The sequence below is a fragment of the Arachidicoccus terrestris genome (assembly GCF_020042345.1).
In the GTDB taxonomy this organism is placed as follows: Bacteria; Bacteroidota; Bacteroidia; order Chitinophagales; family Chitinophagaceae; genus Arachidicoccus; species Arachidicoccus terrestris.
In genome coordinates, this window is sequence record NZ_CP083387.1 from 1,668,011 (window position 1) to 1,693,979 (window position 25,969).

Genomic DNA, 25,969 nt, shown 5'->3' on the forward strand with positions numbered 1-25,969 from the left:
CAGGTCTGAGACTCGCAACTTGCTGTTAACCACCCCCTTACAAAGAAAAATATCTTAAGAACTGACCCGCCTTAGCACCCTCTTTTCCGTCGCGGGATTGCAAAGGTAATACCTTTTAACTCCCAAACAAATTTATTTTCAAATAATCCAAAACTATTTTATGAAACCCAATGTTTATAAGACTTTCAGAAAAGAAAAAAATAGAAAAGGAAGACAAGGATCTCCCTTTTGAGGCATAAATTTAATCATCCAACCGGGTTATTGAATCCCTGTTAGCTTATACGGATAGCTCACTTCTTCTAAGAAAAGTCCTTTGGCCGGTGCAGAAAAATCAGCATTCGCACAATTTTTTGATTCTATGATCCTGCGGAACTGTTCTATACTAATTGTACCGCGGCTTACCTTCAGCATGGTTGCCACTAAGGCTCTGACCATGCCTCTGAGAAATCTATTCGCTTCTACCGTGAATACAAGAGTATGATTGTCCATTTCCCAGACAGCTTGTCTGATCTGGCAGATATAGGTATGCACCTGTGTATTACGTTTAGAAAAGGATGTAAAATCCTCGTATTCCATAACAACAGCTGCTGCTTCATTTAATCGGTCTATATCCAGGTTAAAAGGGTAATACCAGCCACGGTCCCACATAAATGGATTCTTATAGTTATAGATATAATACCGGTATTTTCTGCCAAGTGCATCAAACCTGGAATGTGCTTCGTCATGAAGCTTGTACATATTCGTGATAGAAATATCCCGGGGTAAAATTGCATTCAGGTTATAAATCATTTTCTGACTGATCTCAGTCGCGGTCTCAAAATGAAAAAAGTTCTGCCGTGCGTGGACACCAGCATCCGTTCTGGATGAGGTGGATAATTCAATATCTTCCCGTAAGCGTATTTTCATCGCTTTCTCCAACGCTCCCTGAATCGTGGGGACATTTGGCTGTACCTGAAACCCATTATAATGGGTGCCCATATAGGAAAGTTCCAGAAAATACTTAGCCATGAAAAATTACAATACAATTATTGAAGGATCTGCTGAAAGCGCTTCTTAAAATAACTATCCAATAGTTGGCCTTCTAAAGAAGGAAAATTCTGCTTATCGGTTACGTGAGAATAGGTATCATGATATAAAGCATACCTACCGGCATCCGATAAAAACAGTCCCCCCAGCGTTTTTACCTGGCTGGTGGTTAAGCATTTACCGGCAATATACTTGTCAACAATAGCGATCATGTCATTATCATTATTGCGGGCAATCATTTTTTTCTGCATTTTCTGGAAATTCTTGTCCGTAATCGGATCACATTGAACCACTTCAGCTGCCTGTTCATCATTTGCTGTTACATCCGTATCTTCCTTTTTCTCCGTATCAGCACTGATTGTCTGGCCCGCGTCATCTTTAGACTTACTATAAAAAGGATTGTCGATTGCTCCTTTGACATCTCCTTCTGCTTCTTTTGCCTGATCTGAGTTACCTATATCGACAAATCTCTTTTCTTCTCTTTTTCTTTTTCTTTCCTCCCTTCTTTCAGAAAGCGCATTCTGATTGTCCACTGTAAAACTATCTTCTTCCGTATTGGCAAATAATGCCAGAGATTCTTTCTTGCTGATGGGGGTAGGCGCCACGCCAGTCGTTTTCTCTTCTTCCTCCGTAGCGGCACTTCGCGGTACCAGAATCTTTACCGTATCCGTCGAGCGGCTGTTAAACATTACAAATGTCATTTCCGTTCCCTTCCTGGAGCGTTCCTGACCAGATTTGATCACGCCAAAGGTTTTCGAAAAATCAGCAGTTGCTTCTTCTGCCGGCTTCAGGTTTTCTTCAGGTGCCGCTTCCGCAATGGCTTTGCTATCTGCCTCGGGATCCTTTCCAAAATCTTCGACCTGAGTGGATTTTTTCTCTCCTTTGTTCGCTAATACGGCCTTAGGCGCTGGTATCGGTGCACCTAGAGTAGGATCACCGGCTGCATTAGAAAGCATTTCACTAAAGGCATTATTCGAAGCTGTAGCCTCTTTCGTCTCTGCTTTCGCAGCATCTTTTTCTTGAGTTATCTTTTCTGCAGCCTTATCCGGTTGAGGGTTAGCGGCTGCATATTGATCTTCCAGCGTTGTCTGACTATTTGAAGCAATGAATTTTTTAGATTGAAGATTTAGCAATCCTAAATTACCATCTTCTCCTTTTTCTAAAGAGTATCCTGCATCACTCCCTTTGACGACACAGGTAAAATTCTGTTCCGGTGCCTGGGCCTGGGGAAAACCGATCCTCAAGTCATAGGAGCCATCTTTCAGTTTTGGGATAATAAGATACCCAATAGAGGAAGAGCTGTACACCTTTTTATTTAAAATCACGTAAAAAGGCTGTTTGGCCTTTGCCTGTATATAGATAAAATGATTATTATCAGCATCTTGCGCTTTAGACTGAGTGGAAAACACCAACACTGCCATGCACACAAAAAGTAATATCCGTTTGATTGATTGACGCGTCATTTAATTTTAATATGATTTCCGAACAAAATTAATAGCTAAATGCGGTTACATAACAAAACTTATGCTAAAAATTCCCCTTTTTGCCTAGTGTTGTAATTTCTCCCCGAAAGCCAGGTCTCCTGCATCACCAAGGCCGGGCACAATGTAGCCATTGTCATCCAGGGCTTCATCGATATCCCCACACCAGAGATTCAATTCCCCGCCAACGGAACGTTGCAGATAATCAATGCCCTGTTTGCTGGCAATAGCAGCTATGATATATGTTTTTACCGGTTTGCCCAAATGCGCCAAAGCGGCGATGGTCTTGGCCAGTGAAGTCCCCGTCGCGAGCATGGGATCAGAGATAATCAAAATCCGATTCTCAATGGAAGGACTGCTGACATAATCTAAAACAATATCAAAGCTACCGTCCTCATTATGTTTTCTGTAAGCGGAAACAAAGGTATTATCCGCCTGATCAAAATAATTGAGTACCCCTTGATGCATGGCCAGACCTGCCCGCAAAATTGTCGCTACGATGGGCTGCTCTTCCAGCACCCTACTCTGATGTATACCCAATGGAGTTTCTACGTCCTTAGTCTTCCAAGGCAACTCCTTGCTGATTTCATAGGCAGCCACCTCTCCGATCCTTTCCAGGTTCCTGCGAAAACGCATACGGTCTCCATGTATGTGAACATCGCGTAATTCACTCACCCAATTGGAAATCAGGGAATGCTCCTGACTAAGATTTCTTATCATGTGGCTAAGTTAACTGATATTTATGAATTGCAGATTTCTTCTCGATAGATAGTTATCTTTGCCCTTCAACTTAATAATAAAGCATGGTTTATAGGGCAATAGGACTCATGAGCGGGTCGTCTCTGGATGGATTGGATATCGCGTTTGTTTCTTTTGAAGAAGTCAGGGGTCAATGGACATTTGACCTAAGAAAGGAGAAATGTGTCCATTATAGCGAGCAGTGGAAGGACCGTTTAAAAAATGCAGCAGATCTGAGTGCCCGGGAATTTGTACAGCTGGATTATGACCTTGGCCTATTTATAGGCAAAGCCGTACAACAATTTATTGTGGAACATGCACTGGATCATCAGATACAACTAATTGTCAATCACGGGCATACAATATTCCACGAACCGGAAAAAGGCGTTACCACACAAATCGGGTCAGCCGCAGCCATCGCTGCGATCAATTCAATTAATGTAATAGATCAGCTCCGGGTTTTAGATGTGGCGCTGGGCGGTCAGGGGGCGCCGCTGGTTCCCTTGGGTGAGCAACTACTCTTTCCCACATACGACAGTTTCTTAAATATTGGTGGCATTGCCAATATCGCCTTCCATCAGACGGACAATATAAAGGCTTTTGACGTAACCGTCGCCAATCAGGCGTTGAATTATCTAGCATCATTAAATGGTACTGCCTATGATCAGGATGGACAGCTGGCAGCAGCGGGTCAGGTCAATACGCCACTTTTAACCAGCCTGAATAAACTGCCTTATTGTAGCCAGCCAGCCCCAAAAAGTCTGGCTAACCAGTTTTTTACCACAGAGATAAAACCGCTGTTAGATGCGGCCGCCATAAATATAGCAGACAAACTACGCACTGTAGTTGAACATATAGCCATGCAGGTGGGCTATGCAACAGGTACTGCTTTGACAGGTAATACCGCTGCAGCAGAGAAAAAAATGCTTATAACAGGTGGCGGTGCACATAACACCTTCCTGGTTAACCGTATTAAATCAGCATTGATGCCTTACGGCATTCAGGTCGAACTGCCCGATGCCCGGGTTATTGATTACAAAGAAGCTATTATCATGGCTCTACTGGGTGTTCTTCGCTGGCGGGAAGAGAACACGGTAATGGAAAACACCGGGGCCAGCCGTCCCAGTATAGGTGGAGCGGTCTGGATCGGACAGCCATACTAATCACAATCATACACCTATTCACCCATCAAAATCCTTTTATTATGGCCGATAAAATATATAATTGGGGTATTCTGGGTCCTGGTAAAATCGCCCGGAAATTTGCCAGTGCCCTGGAAATTCCGAAACACTCCAGGCTATACGCAGTAGCCTCCAGAGACCAAAACCGGGCAAAGGATTTTGCTTCGGAGTTCAATGCGGACAAATATTATAGTGATTATATCAGTCTCATTAAGGACCCCAAAATAGACGCAGTTTATATTGCGACACCACACGCTTTTCATTATGAACTGGCTAAGGCTTGCCTGGAAAACAATAAACCTGTGCTTTCAGAAAAGCCATTAACACTGGATGCGGAACAGACTGAAAAGCTATTGGCACTTTGCGAAAAGAATCAAGTCTTTTTAATGGAAGCCCTATGGACACGCTTTATCCCCATGACTGTTTCCATGCTGGAAAAAATCCATCAGGGGATCATAGGAGATATACAATACATAAAGGCTGATTTTGGATTTCCGGCGCCCTTTAATCCCGCAGGCAGGCTATTTGATCCCGCTCTGGGTGGCGGGTCCCTGCTTGATGTAGGCATTTACCCGTTATTTCTATCTACTCTTCTACTGGGACAACCCGAAAAGATCCTGGCTTCCGGCAGACTCTCTGACAGCAAAATTGACCTGGATTGCCAGGCTATACTACAATATGCCGGCAACAAAACGGCCCTCATCGCCAGCTCCATCCACTACCAGATGCCTATTACCGCTGAGATCACCGGCACCCGGGGGCAGATACAAATTCCCTGCCCCTGGTATAAAAACCATTATTATAATTTAAAGACCGGGAATGAAGATTGGGAGAAAGTTGAACTACCACCACTAACCAACGGCTTTGAGTTTGAGATCGATGAAGTTGTCCGCTGTATAGAACAAGAACGCATACAAAGTCCGCTCTGGCCAGTCAGTTCGAGTCTTCAGCTGGCCAGGCTAATGGATGAGATCAAGCGACAGTTGGGCGTACAATATCCCAAAGGTTAATATCACCGAAATCCGGTATTTGGCTTCAAACATCCTCAATCCGGCTACAAAAGCCCGATCAACTTACGGCGATCTTTGCACCATTATAAACTTAAAATATATAGTTATTATGGCAAAAGATCAAAATACAGCAGCAACCACAAAAGAAAAAGTCTGGTTTATTACCGGTTGCTCCAGAGGTTTTGGCAAGATATGGACCGAGGCCGCATTAGAAAGGGGTGATAAAGTCGTCGCCACTGCCCGAAATGTCAGCGCCCTCAATCCCCTAAAGGAAAAATATGGCCAACAGGTGCTCACCTTGCCTTTGGATGTCACCAGGCCAGATCAAGTGACTGCCGCCGTACAGTCCGCCATTGAATACTTTGGCAGACTGGATATTGTTGTTAACAATGCCGGCTATGCCTTAGTGGGTACAATTGAAGAGTCCGCACCAGAGGATATCCGGGCTCTCTATGAAACCAACGTAATAGGGCCTGTAACTGTTATTCAGGCCGTGCTCCCTTATCTGCGCAAACAAAAAGGAGGGCACATCCTGGGTGTATCCAGCGGTCTCGGCCAGTTGGCCTACCCTTTAATCGGCTACTACTGTTCTTCTAAATGGGCGTTTGAGGCGATCCATGAAAGCCTGGCTACCGAGGTCGAACCTTTTGGCATTCAGGTAACGATAATCGAACCAGGTGCCTACGCCACTGAGTTCGGGAGCCCTAATTCTTTAAAATTAACCGGCACTTTAACAACCTATGACCCACTGAGAGAACAGGTAATGGAACAGTTAAAGGCCATGGAATCGGGTGATCCCGCAGCAACGCCCCAGGCTATCTTCAAAGTGGTTGATGCCCCCCAACCACCGCTGCGCCTGAATTTGGGCAAACACAACCTTCCGGAGGTAAAGGAAGCGTATCGCAAACGGATCGCCACCTGGGAAGCCTGGGCAGATGTTGCCGACAGTGTTCAAAACTAATTAACACGGGCGGTTTTACGAAAAACTTAAATTTGTACTCATGAAAAGAAACCACCCTCAACCCATACGGTTCAAATCCCTTTCTGAAGCCATGAGCGCTACTGGTTTTCCGCCACCGCAACATCCGCTTATTGCCCTGGTCAACGGAATCGATAATGAACTGAAAGGAAGACCACCTCAGCACAGTCAAATGCTGAGCTTCTATAAAATATCTTACCGGATGAATATCGGTGGCACCATCCCCTATGGAAGGACGCAGTTTGATTATCTGGAGGGTGGTTTATTTTTCGCTGCTCCCACACAGATACTTGGATCAGATGAACCCCAGGAAACGCCCTCGCCGGGTTGTCTCAATGACCAGTTTATCCTGCTCATACATCCTGATTTCCTGCTCAACTATCCGCTGGCTCAGAAAATCAGGCAGTACAGCTATTTTTCTTACACGGTCAATGAAGCATTGTTATTGTCAGAAAAAGAAAAAAAAGTCATTCTTTCTTTATTCAGAAATATTGAAGAGGAACTTAGTAACCGTCTGGACGATATCAGTCAAGACATCGTCATCTCTCAACTGGAATTGCTGCTCAACTATGCCCACAGGTTTTACAAAAGGCAATTTATTACCCGTAAGCCAGCCAGTCATACGATCCTCGAAAAGATGAATCAATCATTGGAAACCTACTTTGAGGAAGCAAAATCCCTAAACATGGGGCTGCCCAGTGTCGGTTATCTTGCCAGCCAGTTAAATGTTTCTGCGGGCTATCTCAGCGATATGCTACGCAGCATCAGCGGTCTTAGCGCACAACAGCATATCCACGAGGTGCTGATCGAAAAAGCAAAGGAAAAGCTGCTGTCTTCAGGACGTACCATAAGCGAGATCGCCTATGAATTGGGCTTTGAACATCCGCAGTCTTTCAGTAAGTTTTTCAAGACAAAAACCAGTCAATCCCCAATGGAGTTTAGAACTTCTTATAATTAGTTGGGGCGGTTATTCTGTTTCAGAAAATCGAAAATTGCCCTGATTGACCGGCAACATGTACATTTGATCAATAATTCCTTCTTTGTATGTTCAGACGACAATTTGGAAAAGCGCCTTCCGGTAAAAGACTGGTATCCATTACCCGATCTCCTCACTATAAGAAGGGCAAGTTTCACAATATCCACGACACGCCGACACTGGCCGAGGGTTATTCCATGTCCGGGGTTTTGTACAACTTTACCTTTGGAAAATTTCCGAGGACAAAACCTATGGATCAAATCCCGGCCATCCGGACGAACTTAAAAAGCCTGCCTGTTGGGGAGGATCTATTGGTATGGTTCGGGCATTCTTCTTATTATATTCAGCTTAGCGGTCAGCGTTTTCTGATCGATCCGGTCTTTAGCGGTAATGCCTCTCCAATCCCCGGTTCCAATAAATCATTTAAAGGGACGGATCTCTATACAGCGGCAGATATGCCCGAAATCGACTATCTACTGATCACCCACGATCACTACGACCATCTGGATTATGCCACCATCCTGCAGTTAAAATCCAGGATCAGACATATCATTTGTGGCCTGGGCGTCGGTGAGCATCTGGAATACTGGGGTTACGACAGTCAACTGGTCACGGAACTGGACTGGAATGAGCAGATCGATATTAACGCAGATATCCGTTTATATACTGCATCTTCCCGGCATTTCTCGGGTAGAGCTTTCAGGCGCAATAATACGCTCTGGTTGTCTTTTATTCTGGAATCGCCCCATTTGAGATTGTATCTGGGTGGTGATAGCGGTTATGACACGCATTTCGCTGATATCGGCAACAGATTCCCTGGTTTTGACCTGGCTATCCTGGATAATGGCCAGTACAACCTAGCCTGGCAGGCCATCCATATGCTACCCGCAGAAGGGTTAAAAGCAGCGCAGGATTTAAAGGCAAAGCGTCTGTTCCCTGTGCACTCCTCAAAATTTAAATTATCAACCCACCCCTGGGACGAGCCGCTCAAAGTCATTACCGAATTAAACAAAAAAGGGCCGCGCATACCACTTGTTACCCCTAAAATTGGAGAAGTCGTCCACTTACGCAACGATACTCAGCCCTTCTCCCGCTGGTGGGAAACCATTCAATAAACAGATACAACCACCCCCAAGACAAATGTGGGCGATTATGCAACCATCTGCCCAACATGTTTTAATTTTATCTTTTCAAAATGGAAGTAACAATATTAGCCTTTGGCGTTAGTAAAGAATTGACAGGCGCCTCCAAGTTAATCCTGGAGGTAGAAAAGGGCATCAACACAAGGACTTTAAAAAAAGAACTTGAAAGCAGATATCCGCAATTAGCCTCCTTAAAATCCTATATGATTGCGGTCAATAAAGAATATGCAGGAGATGCTTTAATACTTAACGCCCAGGATGAAATAGCTATTATCCCGCCGGTCAGTGGCGGATAAACCTGACTTGTATGATCGATGTTCAAATTATAGACACTCCTTTACATATTCCTGACTGCATCCATGCCGTCTCTGATGACCGTTGCGGCGCCGTGGCTACTTTTACGGGAACCGTCAGAAACAAGACCCAAAACAGGAAGGTGATCCGGCTGGAATATGAATGCTATTATGCTATGGCCTTAAAAGAAATGGAGCAATTGGCAGCGTTGACCATTCGCAGATTTGATATTCAATCCATCAGCATGCATCACCGGACCGGCATTTTAAAGGTAGGCGATATTGCCGTCCACATCGCCGTCAGTGCACCGCACAGAGCAGCGGCATTTGCAGCCTGTCAATTTGCCATCGACACCTTAAAGCAAACCGTTCCGATATGGAAAAAAGAAGTTTTTGAAGATGGAGAACAGTGGATCTCGGCACATGCTTAAGCTTTCATACCCTAAAAACGACAAATATGAAAATAAGAATCCTGAATAACACAATAAGATACCGGTTGACCAAATCTGAAGTTACAACACTTGGGGAAAAGGGAATGATAGAAGCCCAAACCTTTTTTACGGGCAACTCATTACACTACGCCATCGAACAGTATAGCGAGCAACAACTCCATGTTACATTTAAGGAAAACCGGATCACTTTATATATGCCCAAGCAAATGATCGACGAATTACAGAACACCAGTCAAGTCGGATTTGAAGATACAACCGGCCCGGTCAGCATACTGATCGAAAAAGACTTTGTCTGCCTGGACAACCGGGCAGAAGATCAAAGTGATAATTATCCGAATCCCAACATGGTATGTTAACGGCTATTACCCAAATTAACCGTTATCCGTCCGGGAAGTGTATCGCCGCTACACTTCCCGATTAACCGTTCCTTCATACGCTCTTGCAGCAAAGGGCATAATGGAATGCCCGTTTAACTCTTTCAGCCTTTCCAGCAACCAGGGTTGCGGTGCACCAAAGCTTAGACGGCGCAAGGCCACCGGGGAAGATTTTAAGTGAGGCTGCTGACTCACCGCATCACGGGCATACCAAGTATGTTGATTGGCAGCAAGCACACCGTGACCATAATGAAAAGGAATAAAAACATCCCCCGGCCGAACCGTATCCACGACCATCGCAACACCTTCCCACCGGCCGTTGGGTGAGGTTACTTCCACCAAATCACCGCTACTGATACTCAGTTCGGCGGCGTCATCCGGATGTATCTCAATATAAGGTTGTGGAGCGTGACTGTTCAAAACAGCCGACCGGGCTGTTTTCGTTCTGGTATGAAAATGATAGACCACCCTGCCGGTAATTAACAGATAAGGAAATTGCGCTGAAACAGGATTGGGATGCCGACGCCACTGTGCAGGCCTCAGAAAGGCTTTCCCGTCAGGGTCCACATAATCGCCTCTGGTTGTTCCCCGTCCGGTCAAAAAGTCAACACCATAGGTCTCGCACTGATCAATACCTGTCCAGAAATGTAAGTCCTCATACAGCCTTTCACAGCCCCTGGGATATTTTTCGTTGCAGGGCCACCTGACAGCCCCCATTTCAAGGATCAGTTCATAGCTCATACCTGAATAGTCGCAGGGCCGGCCTTTCGATATCATACGCCACTCCTCAAAGGCCTCCCGGGGCTCCTTAAAGGGAATCAAAGGCGCGCCATCCCTGTCCTTAAATCCAAGACGTCTGGCAACTTCTATAAAAATGTCAAAATCACTGCGCGCTTCTCCGGGCGGATCTACTGCTTTCATAAGCAGATTCACGCTTCTGTCAGCATTGGTGACACAGCCTTGCTTTTCTCCCCACATGGAGGCCGGAAGATAAATATCCGCCAGACTGACGGTTTCTGTATCAATAAAAGGATCCTGAACGACCATAAACATGCGCTTCATGATCCGTTCGCTCCGGTTCTGGTCGGGTAAACTTACCAGCGGATTGGTCCCCATCACCCACATAAATTCAATTTCCCCGCGTTCAGCCGCCTCCATCATGGTGAGTATATCCTTAGGCACCTCTGGCGTGAACGTCTCAAAATCGATATTCCATTTTTCACAGAGATCCCGCATCTGGCTGTCGCTATGCGGATTTCTATATCCCGGATAGGAACCGCCGGCGCCTGTCTCTCTATTAGACATGGCAGAGGGTTGTCCCGCCATCAGTAAAGGACCCGCACCGGGCTTGCTGATGGCTCCTAACAATAAGTGTACTGTATTGACTAAAGAAGAGGAGGCTGTCGCCTCTACACTCTGGTAAAATCCCTGTAATACTGTCGATACCATTTTAGGCGTTGAGGCCATCCATTCTACCGCAGTTTCCAGATCATTTTGCCGGATACCACAGATCTCTGCGACCCGTTCGGGCGTATAACGATCTGTCACTGCTTTCAGAGAGGCAAATCCGACTGTGTGGGCATCAATAAAGTCCTGATAGATCCAATTATTTTTAATCAGTAAATGAATGATGCCATTCATCAGAGCTACATTGGTCCCCACCCTGACCGGAATATGCAGATCGGCCCCCTGCGTAACAGTGGGCGTCCTGCGCGGATCAAATACTATAATGCGTCCTCCATTCGCTTTCTTAGCGGCCAGCATACGCTCCCATAAAACAGTCTGGACTTCCGCTACATTATGCCCGTATAAGCAGAGCAGCTCCGCCTCATCTACATCCACGTATGAGGCTACCGGACCGTCACAACCAAAATTGGACATGAGTCCGGTTGCAGAAGTCGCGGTACAAAGCCTGGTATTCCCGTCGATGTTAGCAGATTTAAGCCCGGCACGCCAGAGCTTGCCGAGTGTGTATAATTCTTCTACCGTAAGCTGCCCCGAACTATAACAGGCCAGATTCTGATGCCCCTGCGTCCAGGCCTGTTTAAATCTTTCTATAAAAAAATCCATGGCTTCCTCCCAGCTGACCGGCTTCAAAGCCTCCTGCTTTGAACGCCTGATCATGGGTACTGTACCCCGCTCTCGGGTATTATTCGCGACCCAGGCATGTTCTCCTTTAGGACCTAGATGGCCGAAACTTACCGGGTGATCCGGATTACCGCGGACACCCACTATTTTACCGTCTTTTACGGCGATATCAATACCACAGCCGTTGGAACATAATATACAGGCGGAATGTACCCATTTATCGGGCGTTTCTGATATGCTAAGATTCGTATCGATTCTAGGTTTCATACAACGCATTTTATTAAGAAGAAAAACGGAGTAGCGTTTTATACTTGCTACTCCAATTTACAGTTTTTCTGCCTAATCTCCATGAAACCGGCTTACAGGGCTATATTTTAGTCAGCGCAGTTCCTTTATGCGCTGCAATATGAGCCGACTTATCACTTTTAATTTCATATTGGGGATTCTTTATGGTCGCATGATGCGTGTAACCTTTATAATCAAAATCCTTTGTATGCACTTTGATGATAATACCGGATACCTTTCCCGCTTCCGAATTCCACCTGACATGATCCCCTACTTTGAATTTTTCTGCCATTTCTATCGGTTTGAATGCTAAATTACTGTCCTGCCGGTTTTAAATAAACCGCTGCCTCAGCTGTATAGAACTGGAAGGTAAAAGATTCCTGCAGATATAACTTTACGGTCGTATCTGTGTGACTGAGATAACCGATGGACATGTCACGGCCCAGGCTCAGTTCAAAGTCACCGCCCCTGGTAGAAAGCACAAAGCCCCCTTTGACTGCCGGCGCCCAGACAATATCGCCGTCCACCAGCTCTCTTATATGATGTAATACCGGGTACCCTTCATCACTGCCACCGCTGGCTGCAACGTATTCGTCAGCCCCCAGTACCAGCATATACGGCCCGTTGACACCGGCAAGTCTGAGTTCGCTTAAAGCTTGTGCCACCGTATCAGAATAGTTCTTTACACTAGCCGGTAAAGTCAGAGATTTATTACTACTGCCCTCGCGTATACCTTTAATACCTGCGGCAGCATAGCCTTCAAATACAGCACGATCCTCGGCAAAAGCAATCTTACGGGCCGCATCTTTCAAAGGTTGCCAGTCAGAATCTTCTGCCCCTCTTTCTACGTCATCAATGGCGGCCCTGGTAAGTTCAAAAGGAATACGTAGCTCGACCACCGGATTGACCTCTCGTATCACTGCCTCCACATCATCACCGGGTGTATCGATAGGTTTAATATGACCTGTTCCTTTCGCAGACAGGTCAAACCCCACCGGCCCATCTACATCTACCACTTTCCTGGCGGCCAGATAACGTTTCAGTGTCCGGGTGGCTTCTTCTTCTATTTGCGCCCATGCGGCCTCCGATATGGGCGCTAATTTGCGGTGTAAATTATTCATATCTCTTAATTTTTTAATTTTAATGAACCTATCCCCAGTGAGCCGTATGGGTGCCTGAGTTCTGGTGCAATTTCCGTGCGACTATTAGGGACATCCGTCTGTAGTTCGAAACTGCCGGAAGACATGGCATCCAGCATTTCCAGGGTCGGCACAAAGAACAAACTGCCGGTTTTAGCCGTACTGAAGTCCAGCAGACGGTCATAATTCCCCCGTGGATTTCCGATAAACATACTGGTCAGCATTTTATTGACCGTATCAAATGTACTGGCATAGGCAATAAAATAAGTACCCATTTCATTGGTAGACATATTTCCGAAAGGCATATTATCCCTGATAATTTTCAGATCATCCCCTACATTGGCGACCGCAGAATGTGCGTTTGCCGGCTTTACGTTATCCGGCATTTCCACATCACTTTCCTTGTACCTGCCGAAAACCTTTTCCTGTTCTTCAACAGAGAGCGCTTTAAAGGCTGCCAGATCATGAATATACTTTTGAACAAACAAATAGCTACCGCCCTTATACGCTGGATCTGCATCGCCGATCAGGCCGAAGAACGCCCTTTCGTGCCCTTCAGGGTTCTCTGTACCATCAACAAATCCTAAAATAGAGCGTCCGTCCCAGTAACGGAACCCATGTACCTCTTCCACACAATCGGCAACCGGCGCCAGTATTTTGGCGATTTCTGCGGCCATGTCATAGCAAATACTACTGTTCAGCGCACGTAAATGAAAATGGAGATCTCCTCTAGTGGCAACGGCTGTATATTTATCGCCGGAAATGGGCGCAAAGTCATTTAATTCCTTAGGTTGCTGTCCAGGTAAATCCAACATCCTCCAGGCTACCGGACCTATCCCAATGACACAACTGGCGCCATTATCCGGATAACGGATTGCCGCCGAATGGTTGAGGTTAATCACCAAGGCGCAGATTCGCTGAAAAGCTTCCTGAATTACTGTGTTTTCTTTGAAATTCCAAACAGTAAATATGGTATTGTTTCCGTGATAATCCAATACATTCTGTGGGTGCACTGTCATTTCTATACGCTGTTTATATTTTAAATCGTTGATTGGATATGATTGAATTTATGTAAAATTATGGCTTTATTCCCAAACAATAAGGGCTGCATCAATCTGACGGTTTCAACAGATCAGGCGGCATTAATAAACCCACACCGTTCCTAAGTGAGTAAACCACTACCTTGGGAAAATGCTGCCGGATCAATTTAGCCGCTTCTATGCTGCGTTTTCCAGAAGCGCAATAACAGACAATCGGTTTGTCTTTTGACAAGGTATGTAACATACCAGGCAATTCGTTAAAAGGTATGTTCACGCCGCCGATATTAAACATTTCGTGTTCTGCACCGGACCGCACATCCATTAGCTGAAAATCTTGTTCGTTTAGTGCTTCCAGATCAATAAGAGCGACACTGTGGGGAAGTTCCGTAATGCTGACAGAAGGATCTTTTTGCAGTTCAACCTGGTATAGGTTCCCTGTTTGAATATTGAGCATACTGAGTTTTCCTGTTAGCAGCGCTTCCCTGTCTGTAAAATATTTGATCACTTCACTTGCCTGCATGCAGCCTATCATGCCAGCCAGGGGCGGCATAACACCGCCTTCCGCACAGTTAGGGATATCCGCCGACGACGCTCTTGGGAATATATCGCGGTAACTGGGCGAATAAGTCCCGTCAGCCAGTAATACATTTAAAACAGCCATTTGTCCCTCGTGCTGATAAATCGCTCCGTACACCAAGGGTTTGTGGGACAATACACAGGCATCACTCAGTAAATATTTGGCATCGAAATTATCTGTCCCGTCGACGATCAGGTCATAATCAGCGATGAGTGCCATTACGTTTTGTTGATCCACCCGGTGTTGATAGGGTACAATCCTGACCAATTGGTTCTGTAACTTCAGTTTCTGAGCGGCGCGTTCAGCTTTGTTCTTCCCTATGTCCTGCTGCGTAAATAAAATCTGTCTATGTAAATTACTTTCAGCGACGTTGTCATCATCGGCAATACCGATGGTTCCGACACCTGATGCCGCCAGATACTGTGCTGCCGGGCAACCTAAGCCACCCGCCCCGACAATCAATACCCGCGCATTTTGAAGCCGGCGCTGGGCAGTTGCTCCAAAACCTGGCAGGGCCATCTGGCAGTGATATCTTGCAAAATTCTCTGACATACAGATTATGGGGTGTTTAAAAATTCCTTTGCCCTAGCTGCCTCTTCAGGCGTGTTGACATTCATCAGGGCATCAGGCTCGACAGGTATTACGGACTTTATATCGCTATTGATGAGGACTTTTCTGGGGCAGCTTATGCCTCTGTCCAGAGACTCCAGTAATACGGAGTAACTATCCGGCTCCCAAATTGTTATCAAAGGTTCAGGGAGCCCGTCATACGGGCTCAAAAAGGCAGTCGCCGTTTTTGAACGATCCCTGTTATTAAGAAGTAACTGGAGGGTCGCTTCATTCAGTAAAGGCAAGTCACAGGCAACGACCAGCCAGGCAAAAGCCTTGTCTGAGCTGAGGGCAGTCAGGATTCCCCCTAATGGACCTTTATTCAAAAAACGGTCCGGTAATCTCTTATACTTCCGGTCAATACCCGCTGTCTGATCCGGGCGGCAGGAGATAAATACGTCCTTGCAAAAACCACTTAATAAATCTGCTGCGTGATACCGCTGCTCTTTATCATACCATTTGATCTGGTCTTTCGCCTGCCCCATGCGTGTGCTTTTTCCACCTGCCAACACCAGCCCGTTCAATGGAAGCTGCCTATCCTCTTTTAAAGTCATTTTTACCTCCCGTCTTTTCCATGAGTTTAATTTCCCTTATGACGATGTCCTGACTCAAAGCCTTGCACATATCATAAATCGTCAGTGCAGCAACTGAGGCCCCGGTCAGCGCTTCCATTTCCACACCTGTCTTCGCTTCAATACTGGCCGTGCAGTATATCGTTAATTCCCCAGGATTTTTTATTTCTATGTCCACCGTACAATTTTCTAACCCTAAAGGATGACAAAGCGGGATGAGCTCTCCCGTCTTCTTTGCGCCCATGATGCCGGCGATTATGGCCGTTTGTATAACCGGGCCTTTTTTTGTTGCAAACGACTCCTGTTGCAGCAAAGAAAAAATCTCAGCCGGCAAGGTGACAACTGCCTGTGCCAAAGCCTTCCGCCTGGTCACTTGCTTGGTGCCGACGTCTACGATGGAGGGTTCTCCCTTGCTATTTATATGTGAAAGTTCCATCATCATCAAATCTGTAGTTTTTAATTTTTGTATTGCCAGACTTTAAATAACTCTCCTTTTCTAAACTGTGTTCTCTCCAAAGGTAGTTCCATAAATGCATTGGCATATATTAAATTAGAAAAATCACCCGACCCGTTGCTATCAAAAGGTGTCGCAACAATTACCCCCTCTTTGTCTGTTTCTAATTGCACCTGAATAAAATATTGCAATGGCGGCTTAAATTCAATGTCCCTACCCAATACTGCCATACGACCGGAGGACTGGGGCATCTTCAGGGAACGCTCCAGCCAGGGAACAAAATATCTGTTAAGGCACATAAAAACGGATACCGGATTACCTGGAAAAGCAAAAACTACGCTTTCATGATGCGTGCCAAACCAAAAGGGCTTACCAGGCCGTTGCCGGATCTTATGAAATCGCTTTGCCACGCCAAGCTCCTGCAGCGCCTGTGGCACATAATCGAATTTACCCATGGAAACACCGCCACTCAACAGAAGTACATCATAGTCCTTCAGCAGTCCCGCAAGTGTTGTTCTTATCAGCCCAATGTCATCATTCAAATGATAAGTATCTGCCTGGATCATATACCTCTGTAGAACGGATTGCATCACAATGCCATTGGAGCGTCTCAATTGAAAAGGCGTAGGTGCGGACTCTGGCGGCACCATTTCATCTCCTGTGGAAATGATCGCCACCCGGGGAAGTTTTTTAACTGTCAACGTCGTTTTACCGATTGAAGCGGCCAGGCCAATCAACGCAGGGCAGATCAGCCTGGGGGCGGCCGCTACCATTTCTCCCTTTCGTTTATCTTTGCCACGTACGTGAAGGTTCATACCTGCCTTAATGTCTATCGCACCTTTTATTGTCGCGATCCCGTTTTCAACGCTAATATCCTCATAACGGATCACCGCATCCAAAGAGGGATCCAGCGCCGCGCCCGTCATCACTTCAACACAAGCCCGCTCTGTGGTGATCGCAATGGGCGGCTCTCCTGCAGCCTGTGTACCGATGATGGTAAAAGACTTTGACCCGACGGCGCCGGCTGTAGCTCTTATGGCAATGCCATCGACAGTCGCCCTGTTAAACGGCGGCAGATCTCTGTCTGCATAGAGATGCTCGGCTAATACCCTTCCAGACGACATCGTATATGGCACCTCTTCAGAACCGTAGTCCTTTACATACAATTGTATTATATCTTCGGCTTCTTTAACGGTGATTAAGTCCATCAGGCTATCCTCCAATTGTTGCCATTGATTGGTGTGCTAAATTATTTGCAATCAGGCCACGCTCTGCTGCCCAGCCATCCAGTGGCTTTTTCATCACTGCATTGCGTACCAGCCTGGCCAGCATTTCGTCTGTATACCCCTCCCGTATCCGATCCTTTAAATTCAACTGCCCGGCCTCATATAGACATGTCCTCAAGGTACCGGTCGGCGTAATGCGAAGTCGGTTGCAGGAACCGCAAAAGGAACGTGTATAGGCTGGAATCAGGCCGACACGTCCTTTGTGACCGGGTATATCGTAGTTAAGAGCAGTCGCATGGGATTCATCTACCGCTTTTTTGAGCGTGGGAAACCGCTCCTTCAAATGGCTTAGAATACGCTGAGAATTCCATGCCAGAGAGACATTCTGCATCGTACCGTTAAAGGGCATTTCTTCTATAAAACGAACGCTGACGGGCAAGGATTGTGTGAGTTCGGCCAAAGGAATAATATCTTCGATATTACGTTCTTCCATCACCACGGCATTTATCTTAACGGCAATACCGTTTGCGAGGAGCGCATCAAGCGTACCTAATACTTGTGCCAGACCGTCACGACGGGTTATGGCGATAAATCGGTCCTGGTCCAGCGAGTCCAGACTCAGGTTCACGGACCGGATACCCATTTTTTTGAGTTCAGGAATAAAGGGAGCGGTTAGCAACCCATTTGTGGTAATCGTCAGCTCTTGAAGTCCGCTGATGACAGAAAGAGCGTGCAAAAATGGCAACAGATCTTTTCTGACAAAAGGTTCTCCGCCTGTGATCCGGATTTTATCAATCCCCATTTTAATCAGCAATGTGCAAATACGGAGCATTTCTGGGGTTGTTATCAATTCGCTGCGGGGCGTCCAATCCAGGCCCGACTCGGGCATACAATAGGTGCATCTGAGATTGCACCTGTCTGTAACCGCAAGTCTCAAATAATTTATCGTCCGCCCATGGCCATCAGTTATCATCACTATTTCTATTCACTAATTCATGATTAACAAGATTGTAATCCTGTTTCCTTCCAGGCTGTAAGTTAGTTCATTTTCTCCAATAGGCGAAAGGATAAAATAAGGTATCAACATGCGAGAGAACTCACTCATGCCACACAAATACAGGCAACGCGGGCGTTCATCTCATACCCTTCCTTTTCTGCCAAACGTTCGTGAGCTAAATACTTGCAAGAAAACGATAGTTGTATTGGGTTTATACATTAATTTGCCTGTAAATCTGAAAGTAGGTCATGGATCAGCAACACTACCACATTAAAAGCGGTTTTGAAAATATGGATACCCAGGCTATTTATAGCTTCCTGAATCAGGAAAGTTATTGGGCGGAAAATATTCCTTTTCAAACCCTGGAAACCGCATTAAAAAACTCCTACTGCGTAGGTGTATTTAGTGGAGAAAAGCAGGTTGGATTTGCAAGATTAATAACCGACTATGCCACATTTGCTTATTTGGCGGATGTCTACATCTTAACAAGCCACCGGCAAAGAGGATTGTCTAAAAAGCTGATGCATCATATAATGGAGCAAGACTGGGTAGCAGGCCTGAGAAGAATTTCACTGGCCACCTGGGACGCGCATGAACTTTACAGACAATTCGGGTTTAGTGCGCCCGCAAATCCAGAATACCTGATGGAAATTACCCGAAGAGACATTTATAAAAATGGATGAGCCTGCCTGATTTATCATGTAGATAAAAACTCGTAGCACCATTCTCCGGCTATTCCACTTTAAGCGACTCCACCGGATTGGAACGGCCGGCTTTAATGGCTTTAAAACAAACAGTGAATAGCGCGATCCCCATCGTAATAACGGCCGATAGCGGAAAGATCCACCAGCTCAGCCGCGTTTGATACGCAAAATTCTGAAGCCACGCGTGCATGGCCATATACCCTAATGGGATTGCAATAACTGCCGCAATAATCACCGGCTTTAAGAGGTCACTGGCGAGTAGTAACACAACCTGACTTACAGAAGAACCCAAAATTTTTCTTATACCCACTTCTTTCGTTCTTTTATTCGTTGTAAAGACCGCCAACCCAAATAATCCCAGGCTGGCAATCATGATAGCCAGAATTGAAAAAGAAGTCAGCAGTTTCTGTTGTTTAATATCTTTTCTGTACATATTTTCAAACTGCTGATCCATAAAACTATATTCAAAAGGATATCCAGGTGCAGCGATTCCATAATCTTTTTGAAGCGCCTCCAGCGTTGCAGGAATGCTACCCCCCTTCAACCTAATATATACCAGGCGGTTATCATCTCCAGGCGTGATCACTAGTGGTGTAATGCTTTGTTTAAGGCTTTCAAAGCTGAAATCAGCGACCACACCTATTACCGTTCTTCTCATGGAATCATTTTTAGTATTCTGAATCCATTTTCCGACGGCTTGTTCAGGCGTCCATCCCAAACTGGCAGCAGCAGTCTGATTTAGCAACACGGACGCTGTAGTATCGGTTGGCAAACCAGTTGAAAAGTCTCTCCCACTCAGCAGTTTTAAACCCAGTGCTTTTACGTACTGAAAATCACAATATTCTGTGTGAGCGCTCCATTTATCCGTTTTGCCTTCTACATTAAAAAAATAGGTATCAAAAAAACCACCCGGCTCGCCAGACATCAACGAAACGGCTTCGACACCCGGCTCATTTAAAACCTTTTGTTTAAACAAATCCCTGTTGTCATATAAATCTCCATTATCAATCCTCACGACGATGGCCTGAGACTGGTCATATCCCAACTGTTTATTTTTAACAAAATGCAATTGTTTGGAGATCACAATCGTCCCTATGATTAGAAACACTGAGATCATAAACTGAACGACCACTAAGACTTGCCTGAAATTAGTGCCTCCCGTTCCTAATCTTAGTTTCCCTTTAATAGCTTGAACAGGCGGAAAGCCTGATAAAAATAAAGCGGGGTAACTGCCAGCCAGCAGACCAACAATGAGAATAATGCTGACGATAAATATATAGACTGCCGGCCGGGTCCAGTCAACGCTCAGTTGATAGCCAAGCATCTGATTACAGAATGGCAACGCAAAATAGAGAATGATAATTGCTAGAGCGCAAGCCGTGCAGGTAATCAGCAATGACTCTCCCATAAACTGCCCTATGAGTTGCTTTCTATACGCCCCCAACACCTTACGTAACCCAATCTCTCTGGAACGTTCAACGGCCCTGATCGTTGAGAGGTTGACAAAATTAATACAGGCTATAAGCAGGATAAGAATAGCAATAGAGAGAAATATATAAATAATTGACCGGTCTCCATGGCGCTGGGCGCCAAACATATCTTTGGCCAGGTAAACATCCTTTAAAGGCATGAGGCCAAGAGAAAAATTAAACCCGTATTGGGCCATTTCCTTACCCATATATTTTTGCATAAAACCGGGCAACCTGGCCTCCAGCTGGTCAATTTTAGCGCCAGGCGACAGCTGAACAAAAGTATACATGCTATTATTGATCCAGTGAGTAAAATAGGGCGCATTTTTGTAATTCTCAATAGGCACCAAGATATCGAAATCCAGTGTAGAGTTCTTAGGAACATCTTTCATGACTCCGGTCACTTTTAACTGTAATTCTTTATCTAATTCCAATGTCTTCCCCATCGCAGCCCTGACGTTCCCAAAGTACCTTTTTGCAGCCGTTTCGGTAAGCACGATACTGCCCGGATTACTGAGCGCAGTAGCGTCATTTCCCAGAATTAAAGGGAAAGAAAACATGTCCAGAAATGCAGGGTCAACAGCGAAAATCTTTTTCTCATTAAAAACCCGATCATGACCGGCCGCCACCAGGCTATTGTTTGGCAGTACCCGGACTACTTTGTCTACCGCACCAGGAAAATCCGCTTTTAGGGCAGGGCCATATAGGCCCGACAAGTACGCTACACTTTTCTGATGGCCGTCAATTTTTGCATAACGCAACACCTGGTATATCTCATTTTTATTCTTATGAAAACTATCTGCAGTAAATTCATTGTTAACAAACAGGAATATTAACAGGCAAACGGCAATGCCAATCGCTAACCCCAGTACATTTATGACGGAAAACATCTTACTTTTCATCAGGTTCCGCCAGGCTATTTTAATATAATGTTTGACCATCAGTGGCATTTTTGATGTATAATCAGGTTTAAAATTCCAATTCAACGCTGAATATTCGGTCAGCGATTTAAATGCCATTTTCCTATCTTATTCATTACAAACAACTTATAAGCTCGGCTCAGAAATGGAGTTGTCCGTTTTTGATACACCCTCTTTTTAAAACCGGACACTCTGTCCTGGCTAAAAAAAATGAAAAACAGTATAATGCAATACCGCTTTTCATTTTCTTAAAACAGACCTGGTTCAATTTAAAACGACATCGCCTTAATCACCTTCTTATGTCCGCTTTTGCCTTCACTTAGTATCTTCTTAATTGCAGCTTCCGCCTCGGGAGAGTAGCCTGTAAATTTCTCAATTATGGTCCCTTCAGGACTAATTAAATACATCGTAGGAATACCTGAAAACTGAAACTGCTTCATGGTCGTATCCATATTGGGACTAATATACTGTTGCCAGGGCATCTGCTCTTCTTTCATTGCTTTTTTCCATGCGTTGTTATCTTTATCTATGGAGATACTAACAACATCAAAGCCTTTGCCATGATAGGCGTTATAGAGTTCCTTCACTTTAGGTATGGCCTGGCGGCAAGGGCCACACCAGCTGGCCCAGAAATCTATCAGCAAATAATGGCCCTTATAAGCCTTTAGGTCGTGGTTTTTCCCGTCAACATCCAAATAAGTGGCTTCGGGTAAAGGCTGTCCCGCGGCAACTTTCTCCGCCTGCTTTCGATTTTCAATAATCGTATTTTTTGCCTGCTTCGCCTCAGAAAGCCAGGGATATCTTTCAATAAGCCTGTCAAGCTTTATCATTGCTTCATCATATTCGTCTTTATTTTCTGTCCCTGTCATACCCCTTAACCTGTAAATGGTGACGGGCCTGTCTGCATATGCTTGCATCAGTACATCCATCCGTTGCTCATAATCCTTCGAAAGAGAATCATACCTTTTCGTCTTACTCAGATAGCTTGCCCAGGCTGAGTCTTTATCTTTATGCTGCTTCGCATAGTACCCTTCATTATATTCATCAATCATTCTTAGATAATTGAGCTGTGATATCTGATTGGAAAAATTAATAAAATTATTATCCATAGAACCTTTTACAAAATTATAGTGAGGGATCTTTACATGCACCTTCGCCGTATCGAAGCCTCTCATGGCAACAGAAACGTCGGCATCACTCCAAAACTCACAATGATCCCAGTAGGTAGTTGTAATGCTATAAATACCGGGATGATCCTGTTTGAGATCAAAATGAAAGGTTTTATGGCCTTCATCTATAACCACTGAATCAACAGGCAAGGGCTTGCCACTCATTTGAACCCTACTAAGTATGACCTTATTGACTACCGAAGGATCGATAAATTCAACAGTGCCATCTACTTTAATGTTTTTGACATTCCCGCTACCAGATTGAGCGTTGGCACAGGTACACATAAAACATAATAAAACCCCCATCCAAATCGCTGCATATCGCAATTGTACACACTTTTTAGACATAAATTTCATTTTTGGCTTTTTCTTGATTTTATTTTACTGTTAAACTATTGCATTCCGGACATTGGAATAGCTTTGATTACCTTTTTCCCTTTTTCGTTGGATTTCACCTTCTTGTTTGAATCAGCTTCTGTTGCACCAAACAAGGCAGCCATCTTATCCTCTATCGGATTATCCTTGCCATCAGGATCAAAACCTACCTGCTTGGCGACAATTTTTCCTTCTGGGCTGATTAAAAAAGTGTTGGGAACGGCACTGACAGCAAAGCCTTTCTGAGAAACACTTCTGGTATCTAATACCTGTGGCCAGGGATTGCTTTCCTGATTAACTGCCTTGAGCCAGGCTTCTTTATTCTTATCAATGGAAATACTTAAAATCTCCAGATTCTTATCCTTATATTTTTTGTACAGCTCTCTCATATGAGGAAATGATTTCCTGCAGGGGACACACCAGCTCGCCCAGAAATCTATCAGCAGGTATTTCCCTTTAAACTGGCCGGAACCGATCATTTCACCCTTAGGATCAGGCAATTGAAAATCGATCATATTATTGCCAATGGCTGCGTTTTTACGCCCCTGTATAAAATCATGAAAAAGTACGCCTTCTTTACTTTTCTTCATTCTGTCAGAAAGCATTGAATACAGCTTTTCCTGTTCACCGAGACTGGAAAGCCCCTTGCCCGCACCGGACAGCACAAACGCGGTTGCCATGGCGTCGGGATACCTCTTGACCAGGCGTTCCAGCACCGGAACCGTATTAACGGCTTCCAAGGAATCTTTTGTTTTAATATAGGCAGCATACCGATCATTTTTCTCATCAATCATATACCACTGGTCTCCGTAAAGACTTGCCAATGTTCTGTTGGTTTTCAGATAAGCCGTGCCCTGGTCTTTTTCAAATTGCCGGTATATGACCGCGTCCTTTACACCGCTGACCACACTTGAAGCTGCCAACCCTTTTTCAATGTTACTTTTGACGTAATACGTTCCGGGCCCTGAAATTAAAATACCAAAGGGCTGGTACATCTGTTTCATGGCAGTGGTATATTCCGGCAGAAACATCTTCATTTCCGGCTCCTTAAATTCAAATTTAAATTCATAATGACCATCACTCATTTTCGTGGTATCTGACCCCATCCTGTTATACATATACATATGATCATACCCTTTAAGATCTCCCGTAAGCTCTCCTTTAATAGTCACGAGATCAGAGACCTGCCCCTTGACCATTAACGAGAGGGACAACAGCCACAATACCATCAACACATTCTTCTTTGTCATAACTTAATTTTTATTCTGTTTTATTATTATTTTATATAACCCGGATTCTGCTTGATAATGCCACCTGTGATTTCAACATCATATTGTGGAATCGGAAGGGCGTACTTGCTTTCGGGGAGCTGATCATTGGGTTTTACCCCGGCTGCGATTTCATCATACCGGTCTAGTCCTTCAAAAGCCAATTCCCATTTTTTCTCCTGCAGTATCTGATGGATAAGTGCCTCCCGATTGACAAAATCGTCTGGTACATAAACTGTCGGTTTATTTTCGGCGGCAAAGGCCCTTTGATGAATTCTGTTTAACAGATCGACTGCCTTCCGGCTGACACCATCTTTAAATGCGATCGCCTCTGCCTTATTCAATAACACTTCAGCAAGTCGGAGCATGACCAGGTTGTCCAATCGGTTGGGGTCTGAAAATTTAACGGTCGTCGCGATCTCTCCGTTATAAGTGGCAATCGTATCTATCATAACTGTTTTGCGAAGATCGCCCGCCCCATAAGAAGCCACAAAAGCACTATCCGGCCTGATGTACCCCTGCGTATAATAGATATTATGCTTCGCATATTGCGTCGGATCTTTATTGTAGCTGACTGGGAAGGCAAACAGCACTTCTTTATCAAAAGGGTAATCTACACTGTTGCCATTCGCATTATCCTGGAATACGCCTGCTGGAGAAGTGGACAGTACGTGACCGGGATCATTTAATGCGATATCACAATAGCTAATACAGGCCTCATAGTCTCGCATATAAAGTGCGACTCTCGCTGCTAGTGCCGCAGCAGAAGTCCTGGTCGCCCGGCAATAGGTGTTCACCAATACGTCATATTTCTCAGGCAATCTGGCAATGGCGCTATCCAGGTCACTTCTAATCAAGGAAAAAATCTCTTTATTAGTCGACCGGGGTGTTATCTGAGAGCCATCATATCCCTCAAAACCTTCCAGACGGAGTGGCACCCCCAGCCCTTCAGGTTTATTTTCTAATGCGCCATCACCGAATAGTTTAATGAGTTGCAAATAACTGAAAGCCCTTACAAAACGCGCTTCCGCCACAAACTGCTTTTGCACTGCCGGATCAAACCTGGCATATCGGGGCAGCTGAGTAATAATCACATTGGCCAGGTTGATCGCCGCATATCCGTCATCCCAAAAACCGGCCACTACTCCATCATTAGGCTCTACCATTCCTGTATACCATTCATTCGTCGTGGCGGTCGCGATGCCGGTTGTCAGGTCGCCGATGGTATAGGCGTCTCCGCTCATTGCTAAAAACATCTGCTGATAAGCACCCGCCAGCATATCTTCCGCGGTACGCTGCTCTTCTAATGCACTTTGTTCGGTCATTACTCCTTCGGGAGCGATATCCAGGTTCTTATTACAAGCACCTAAAGTAAGCATCAATATAAAAAGAAGGGAAAGGCCGTTTTTGGTATTCATAACATTT

The 25,969-nt window shown here is 45.1% G+C and carries 25 protein-coding genes; 9 read left to right on the forward strand and 16 right to left on the reverse strand.

The window, feature by feature from the left end:
* Nucleotides 1-258: 258 nt before the first annotated feature.
* The 3 genes from truA to upp form a co-directional block, all read right to left on the reverse strand.
* Complete coding sequence (gene truA / locus K9M52_RS06710; protein ID WP_224071286.1) at nt 259-1,008, reverse strand: tRNA pseudouridine(38-40) synthase TruA; 750 nt, start codon at nt 1,006-1,008, stop codon at nt 259-261.
* Between the two features lie 17 nt (nt 1,009-1,025).
* Entirely contained in the window at nt 1,026-2,489 is a 1,464-nt protein-coding gene (locus K9M52_RS06715; RefSeq protein WP_224071287.1) for a DUF4476 domain-containing protein, read from the reverse strand.
* An 84-nt stretch (nt 2,490-2,573) separates the two neighbouring features.
* Nucleotides 2,574-3,227, reverse strand: coding sequence for a uracil phosphoribosyltransferase (gene upp, locus K9M52_RS06720; RefSeq protein ID WP_224071288.1), 654 nt, complete (start codon nt 3,225-3,227; stop codon nt 2,574-2,576).
* A gap of 83 nt (nt 3,228-3,310) precedes the next feature.
* Between upp and K9M52_RS06725 the strand changes: the two genes are divergently transcribed.
* From K9M52_RS06725 to K9M52_RS06760, 8 genes are all read left to right on the forward strand, one after another.
* Nucleotides 3,311-4,408 carry an anhydro-N-acetylmuramic acid kinase gene (locus K9M52_RS06725; RefSeq protein ID WP_224071289.1) on the forward strand — a complete coding sequence of 366 codons (1,098 nt, stop codon included), beginning with the start codon at nt 3,311-3,313 and terminating at the stop codon, nt 4,406-4,408.
* Between the two features lie 41 nt (nt 4,409-4,449).
* On the forward strand, nt 4,450-5,436 hold the full coding sequence (locus K9M52_RS06730) for a Gfo/Idh/MocA family protein (protein WP_224071290.1): 987 nt from the start codon (nt 4,450-4,452) through the stop codon (nt 5,434-5,436).
* A 109-nt stretch (nt 5,437-5,545) separates the two neighbouring features.
* Entirely contained in the window at nt 5,546-6,397 is an 852-nt protein-coding gene (locus K9M52_RS06735; RefSeq protein WP_224071291.1) for an SDR family NAD(P)-dependent oxidoreductase, read from the forward strand.
* 40 nt (nt 6,398-6,437) lie between these two features.
* The gene (locus K9M52_RS06740) at nt 6,438-7,373 is read left to right on the forward strand and encodes a helix-turn-helix domain-containing protein (protein WP_224071292.1); all 936 of its coding nucleotides are present in this window, start codon (nt 6,438-6,440) and stop codon (nt 7,371-7,373) included.
* An 86-nt stretch (nt 7,374-7,459) separates the two neighbouring features.
* Entirely contained in the window at nt 7,460-8,506 is a 1,047-nt protein-coding gene (locus K9M52_RS06745; protein WP_224071293.1) for an MBL fold metallo-hydrolase, read from the forward strand.
* Nucleotides 8,507-8,586: 80 nt separating this feature from the next.
* On the forward strand, nt 8,587-8,829 hold the full coding sequence (gene moaD, locus K9M52_RS06750) for a molybdopterin converting factor subunit 1 (protein ID WP_224071294.1): 243 nt from the start codon (nt 8,587-8,589) through the stop codon (nt 8,827-8,829).
* Between the two features lie 11 nt (nt 8,830-8,840).
* Nucleotides 8,841-9,257, forward strand: coding sequence for a molybdenum cofactor biosynthesis protein MoaE (locus tag K9M52_RS06755; protein ID WP_224071295.1), 417 nt, complete (start codon nt 8,841-8,843; stop codon nt 9,255-9,257).
* 26 nt (nt 9,258-9,283) lie between these two features.
* Entirely contained in the window at nt 9,284-9,634 is a 351-nt protein-coding gene (locus tag K9M52_RS06760; RefSeq protein WP_224071296.1) for a DUF7009 family protein, read from the forward strand.
* A gap of 48 nt (nt 9,635-9,682) precedes the next feature.
* Here the strand turns inward: K9M52_RS06760 and K9M52_RS06765 are convergent, their stop codons facing one another.
* The 9 genes from K9M52_RS06765 to moaA all read right to left on the reverse strand — a co-directional run bounded on the left by K9M52_RS06765 (nt 9,683) and on the right by moaA (nt 18,615).
* Nucleotides 9,683-12,007, reverse strand: coding sequence for a molybdopterin oxidoreductase family protein (locus tag K9M52_RS06765; protein WP_224071297.1), 2,325 nt, complete (start codon nt 12,005-12,007; stop codon nt 9,683-9,685).
* Between the two features lie 100 nt (nt 12,008-12,107).
* Nucleotides 12,108-12,317, reverse strand: coding sequence for a hypervirulence associated TUDOR domain-containing protein (locus tag K9M52_RS06770; RefSeq protein WP_224071298.1), 210 nt, complete (start codon nt 12,315-12,317; stop codon nt 12,108-12,110).
* Nucleotides 12,318-12,339: 22 nt separating this feature from the next.
* Complete coding sequence (locus K9M52_RS06775) at nt 12,340-13,146, reverse strand: family 1 encapsulin nanocompartment shell protein (protein ID WP_224071299.1); 807 nt, start codon at nt 13,144-13,146, stop codon at nt 12,340-12,342.
* Nucleotides 13,147-13,151: 5 nt separating this feature from the next.
* The gene (locus K9M52_RS06780; protein ID WP_224071300.1) at nt 13,152-14,183 is read right to left on the reverse strand and encodes a Dyp-type peroxidase; all 1,032 of its coding nucleotides are present in this window, start codon (nt 14,181-14,183) and stop codon (nt 13,152-13,154) included.
* 91 nt (nt 14,184-14,274) lie between these two features.
* A complete protein-coding gene (locus tag K9M52_RS06785) occupies nt 14,275-15,333 on the reverse strand; it encodes a HesA/MoeB/ThiF family protein (protein WP_224071301.1) in 1,059 nt (352 codons plus the stop codon).
* A gap of 5 nt (nt 15,334-15,338) precedes the next feature.
* Nucleotides 15,339-15,944: an NTP transferase domain-containing protein gene (locus tag K9M52_RS06790; protein ID WP_224071302.1), complete on the reverse strand. Its 606-nt coding sequence runs from the start codon at nt 15,942-15,944 to the stop codon at nt 15,339-15,341.
* Nucleotides 15,925-16,404 carry a cyclic pyranopterin monophosphate synthase MoaC gene (moaC, locus tag K9M52_RS06795; RefSeq protein ID WP_224071303.1) on the reverse strand — a complete coding sequence of 160 codons (480 nt, stop codon included), beginning with the start codon at nt 16,402-16,404 and terminating at the stop codon, nt 15,925-15,927. The genes K9M52_RS06790 and moaC overlap by 20 nt, the downstream gene beginning before the upstream one ends.
* A gap of 14 nt (nt 16,405-16,418) precedes the next feature.
* Nucleotides 16,419-17,624 carry a molybdopterin molybdotransferase MoeA gene (locus K9M52_RS06800; protein ID WP_224071304.1) on the reverse strand — a complete coding sequence of 402 codons (1,206 nt, stop codon included), beginning with the start codon at nt 17,622-17,624 and terminating at the stop codon, nt 16,419-16,421.
* A gap of 4 nt (nt 17,625-17,628) precedes the next feature.
* Entirely contained in the window at nt 17,629-18,615 is a 987-nt protein-coding gene (gene moaA, locus K9M52_RS06805; protein WP_224071305.1) for a GTP 3',8-cyclase MoaA, read from the reverse strand.
* Nucleotides 18,616-18,887: 272 nt separating this feature from the next.
* On the opposite strand from moaA, the gene K9M52_RS06810 reads away from it, so the two are divergent.
* Nucleotides 18,888-19,322, forward strand: a complete 435-nt coding sequence (locus K9M52_RS06810) for a GNAT family N-acetyltransferase (RefSeq protein ID WP_224071306.1) — start codon at nt 18,888-18,890, stop codon at nt 19,320-19,322.
* 49 nt (nt 19,323-19,371) lie between these two features.
* On the opposite strand, the gene K9M52_RS06815 is transcribed toward K9M52_RS06810, so the two are convergent.
* The 4 genes from K9M52_RS06815 to K9M52_RS06830 all read right to left on the reverse strand — a co-directional run bounded on the left by K9M52_RS06815 (nt 19,372) and on the right by K9M52_RS06830 (nt 25,962).
* Nucleotides 19,372-21,831, reverse strand: coding sequence for an ABC transporter permease (locus K9M52_RS06815; protein ID WP_224071307.1), 2,460 nt, complete (start codon nt 21,829-21,831; stop codon nt 19,372-19,374).
* 170 nt (nt 21,832-22,001) lie between these two features.
* Nucleotides 22,002-23,249, reverse strand: coding sequence for a TlpA family protein disulfide reductase (locus K9M52_RS06820; RefSeq protein WP_224071308.1), 1,248 nt, complete (start codon nt 23,247-23,249; stop codon nt 22,002-22,004).
* A gap of 44 nt (nt 23,250-23,293) precedes the next feature.
* Entirely contained in the window at nt 23,294-24,526 is a 1,233-nt protein-coding gene (locus K9M52_RS06825) for a TlpA family protein disulfide reductase (protein ID WP_224071309.1), read from the reverse strand.
* Between the two features lie 26 nt (nt 24,527-24,552).
* Complete coding sequence (locus K9M52_RS06830) at nt 24,553-25,962, reverse strand: RagB/SusD family nutrient uptake outer membrane protein (RefSeq protein ID WP_224071310.1); 1,410 nt, start codon at nt 25,960-25,962, stop codon at nt 24,553-24,555.
* Nucleotides 25,963-25,969 lie beyond the last annotated feature (7 nt).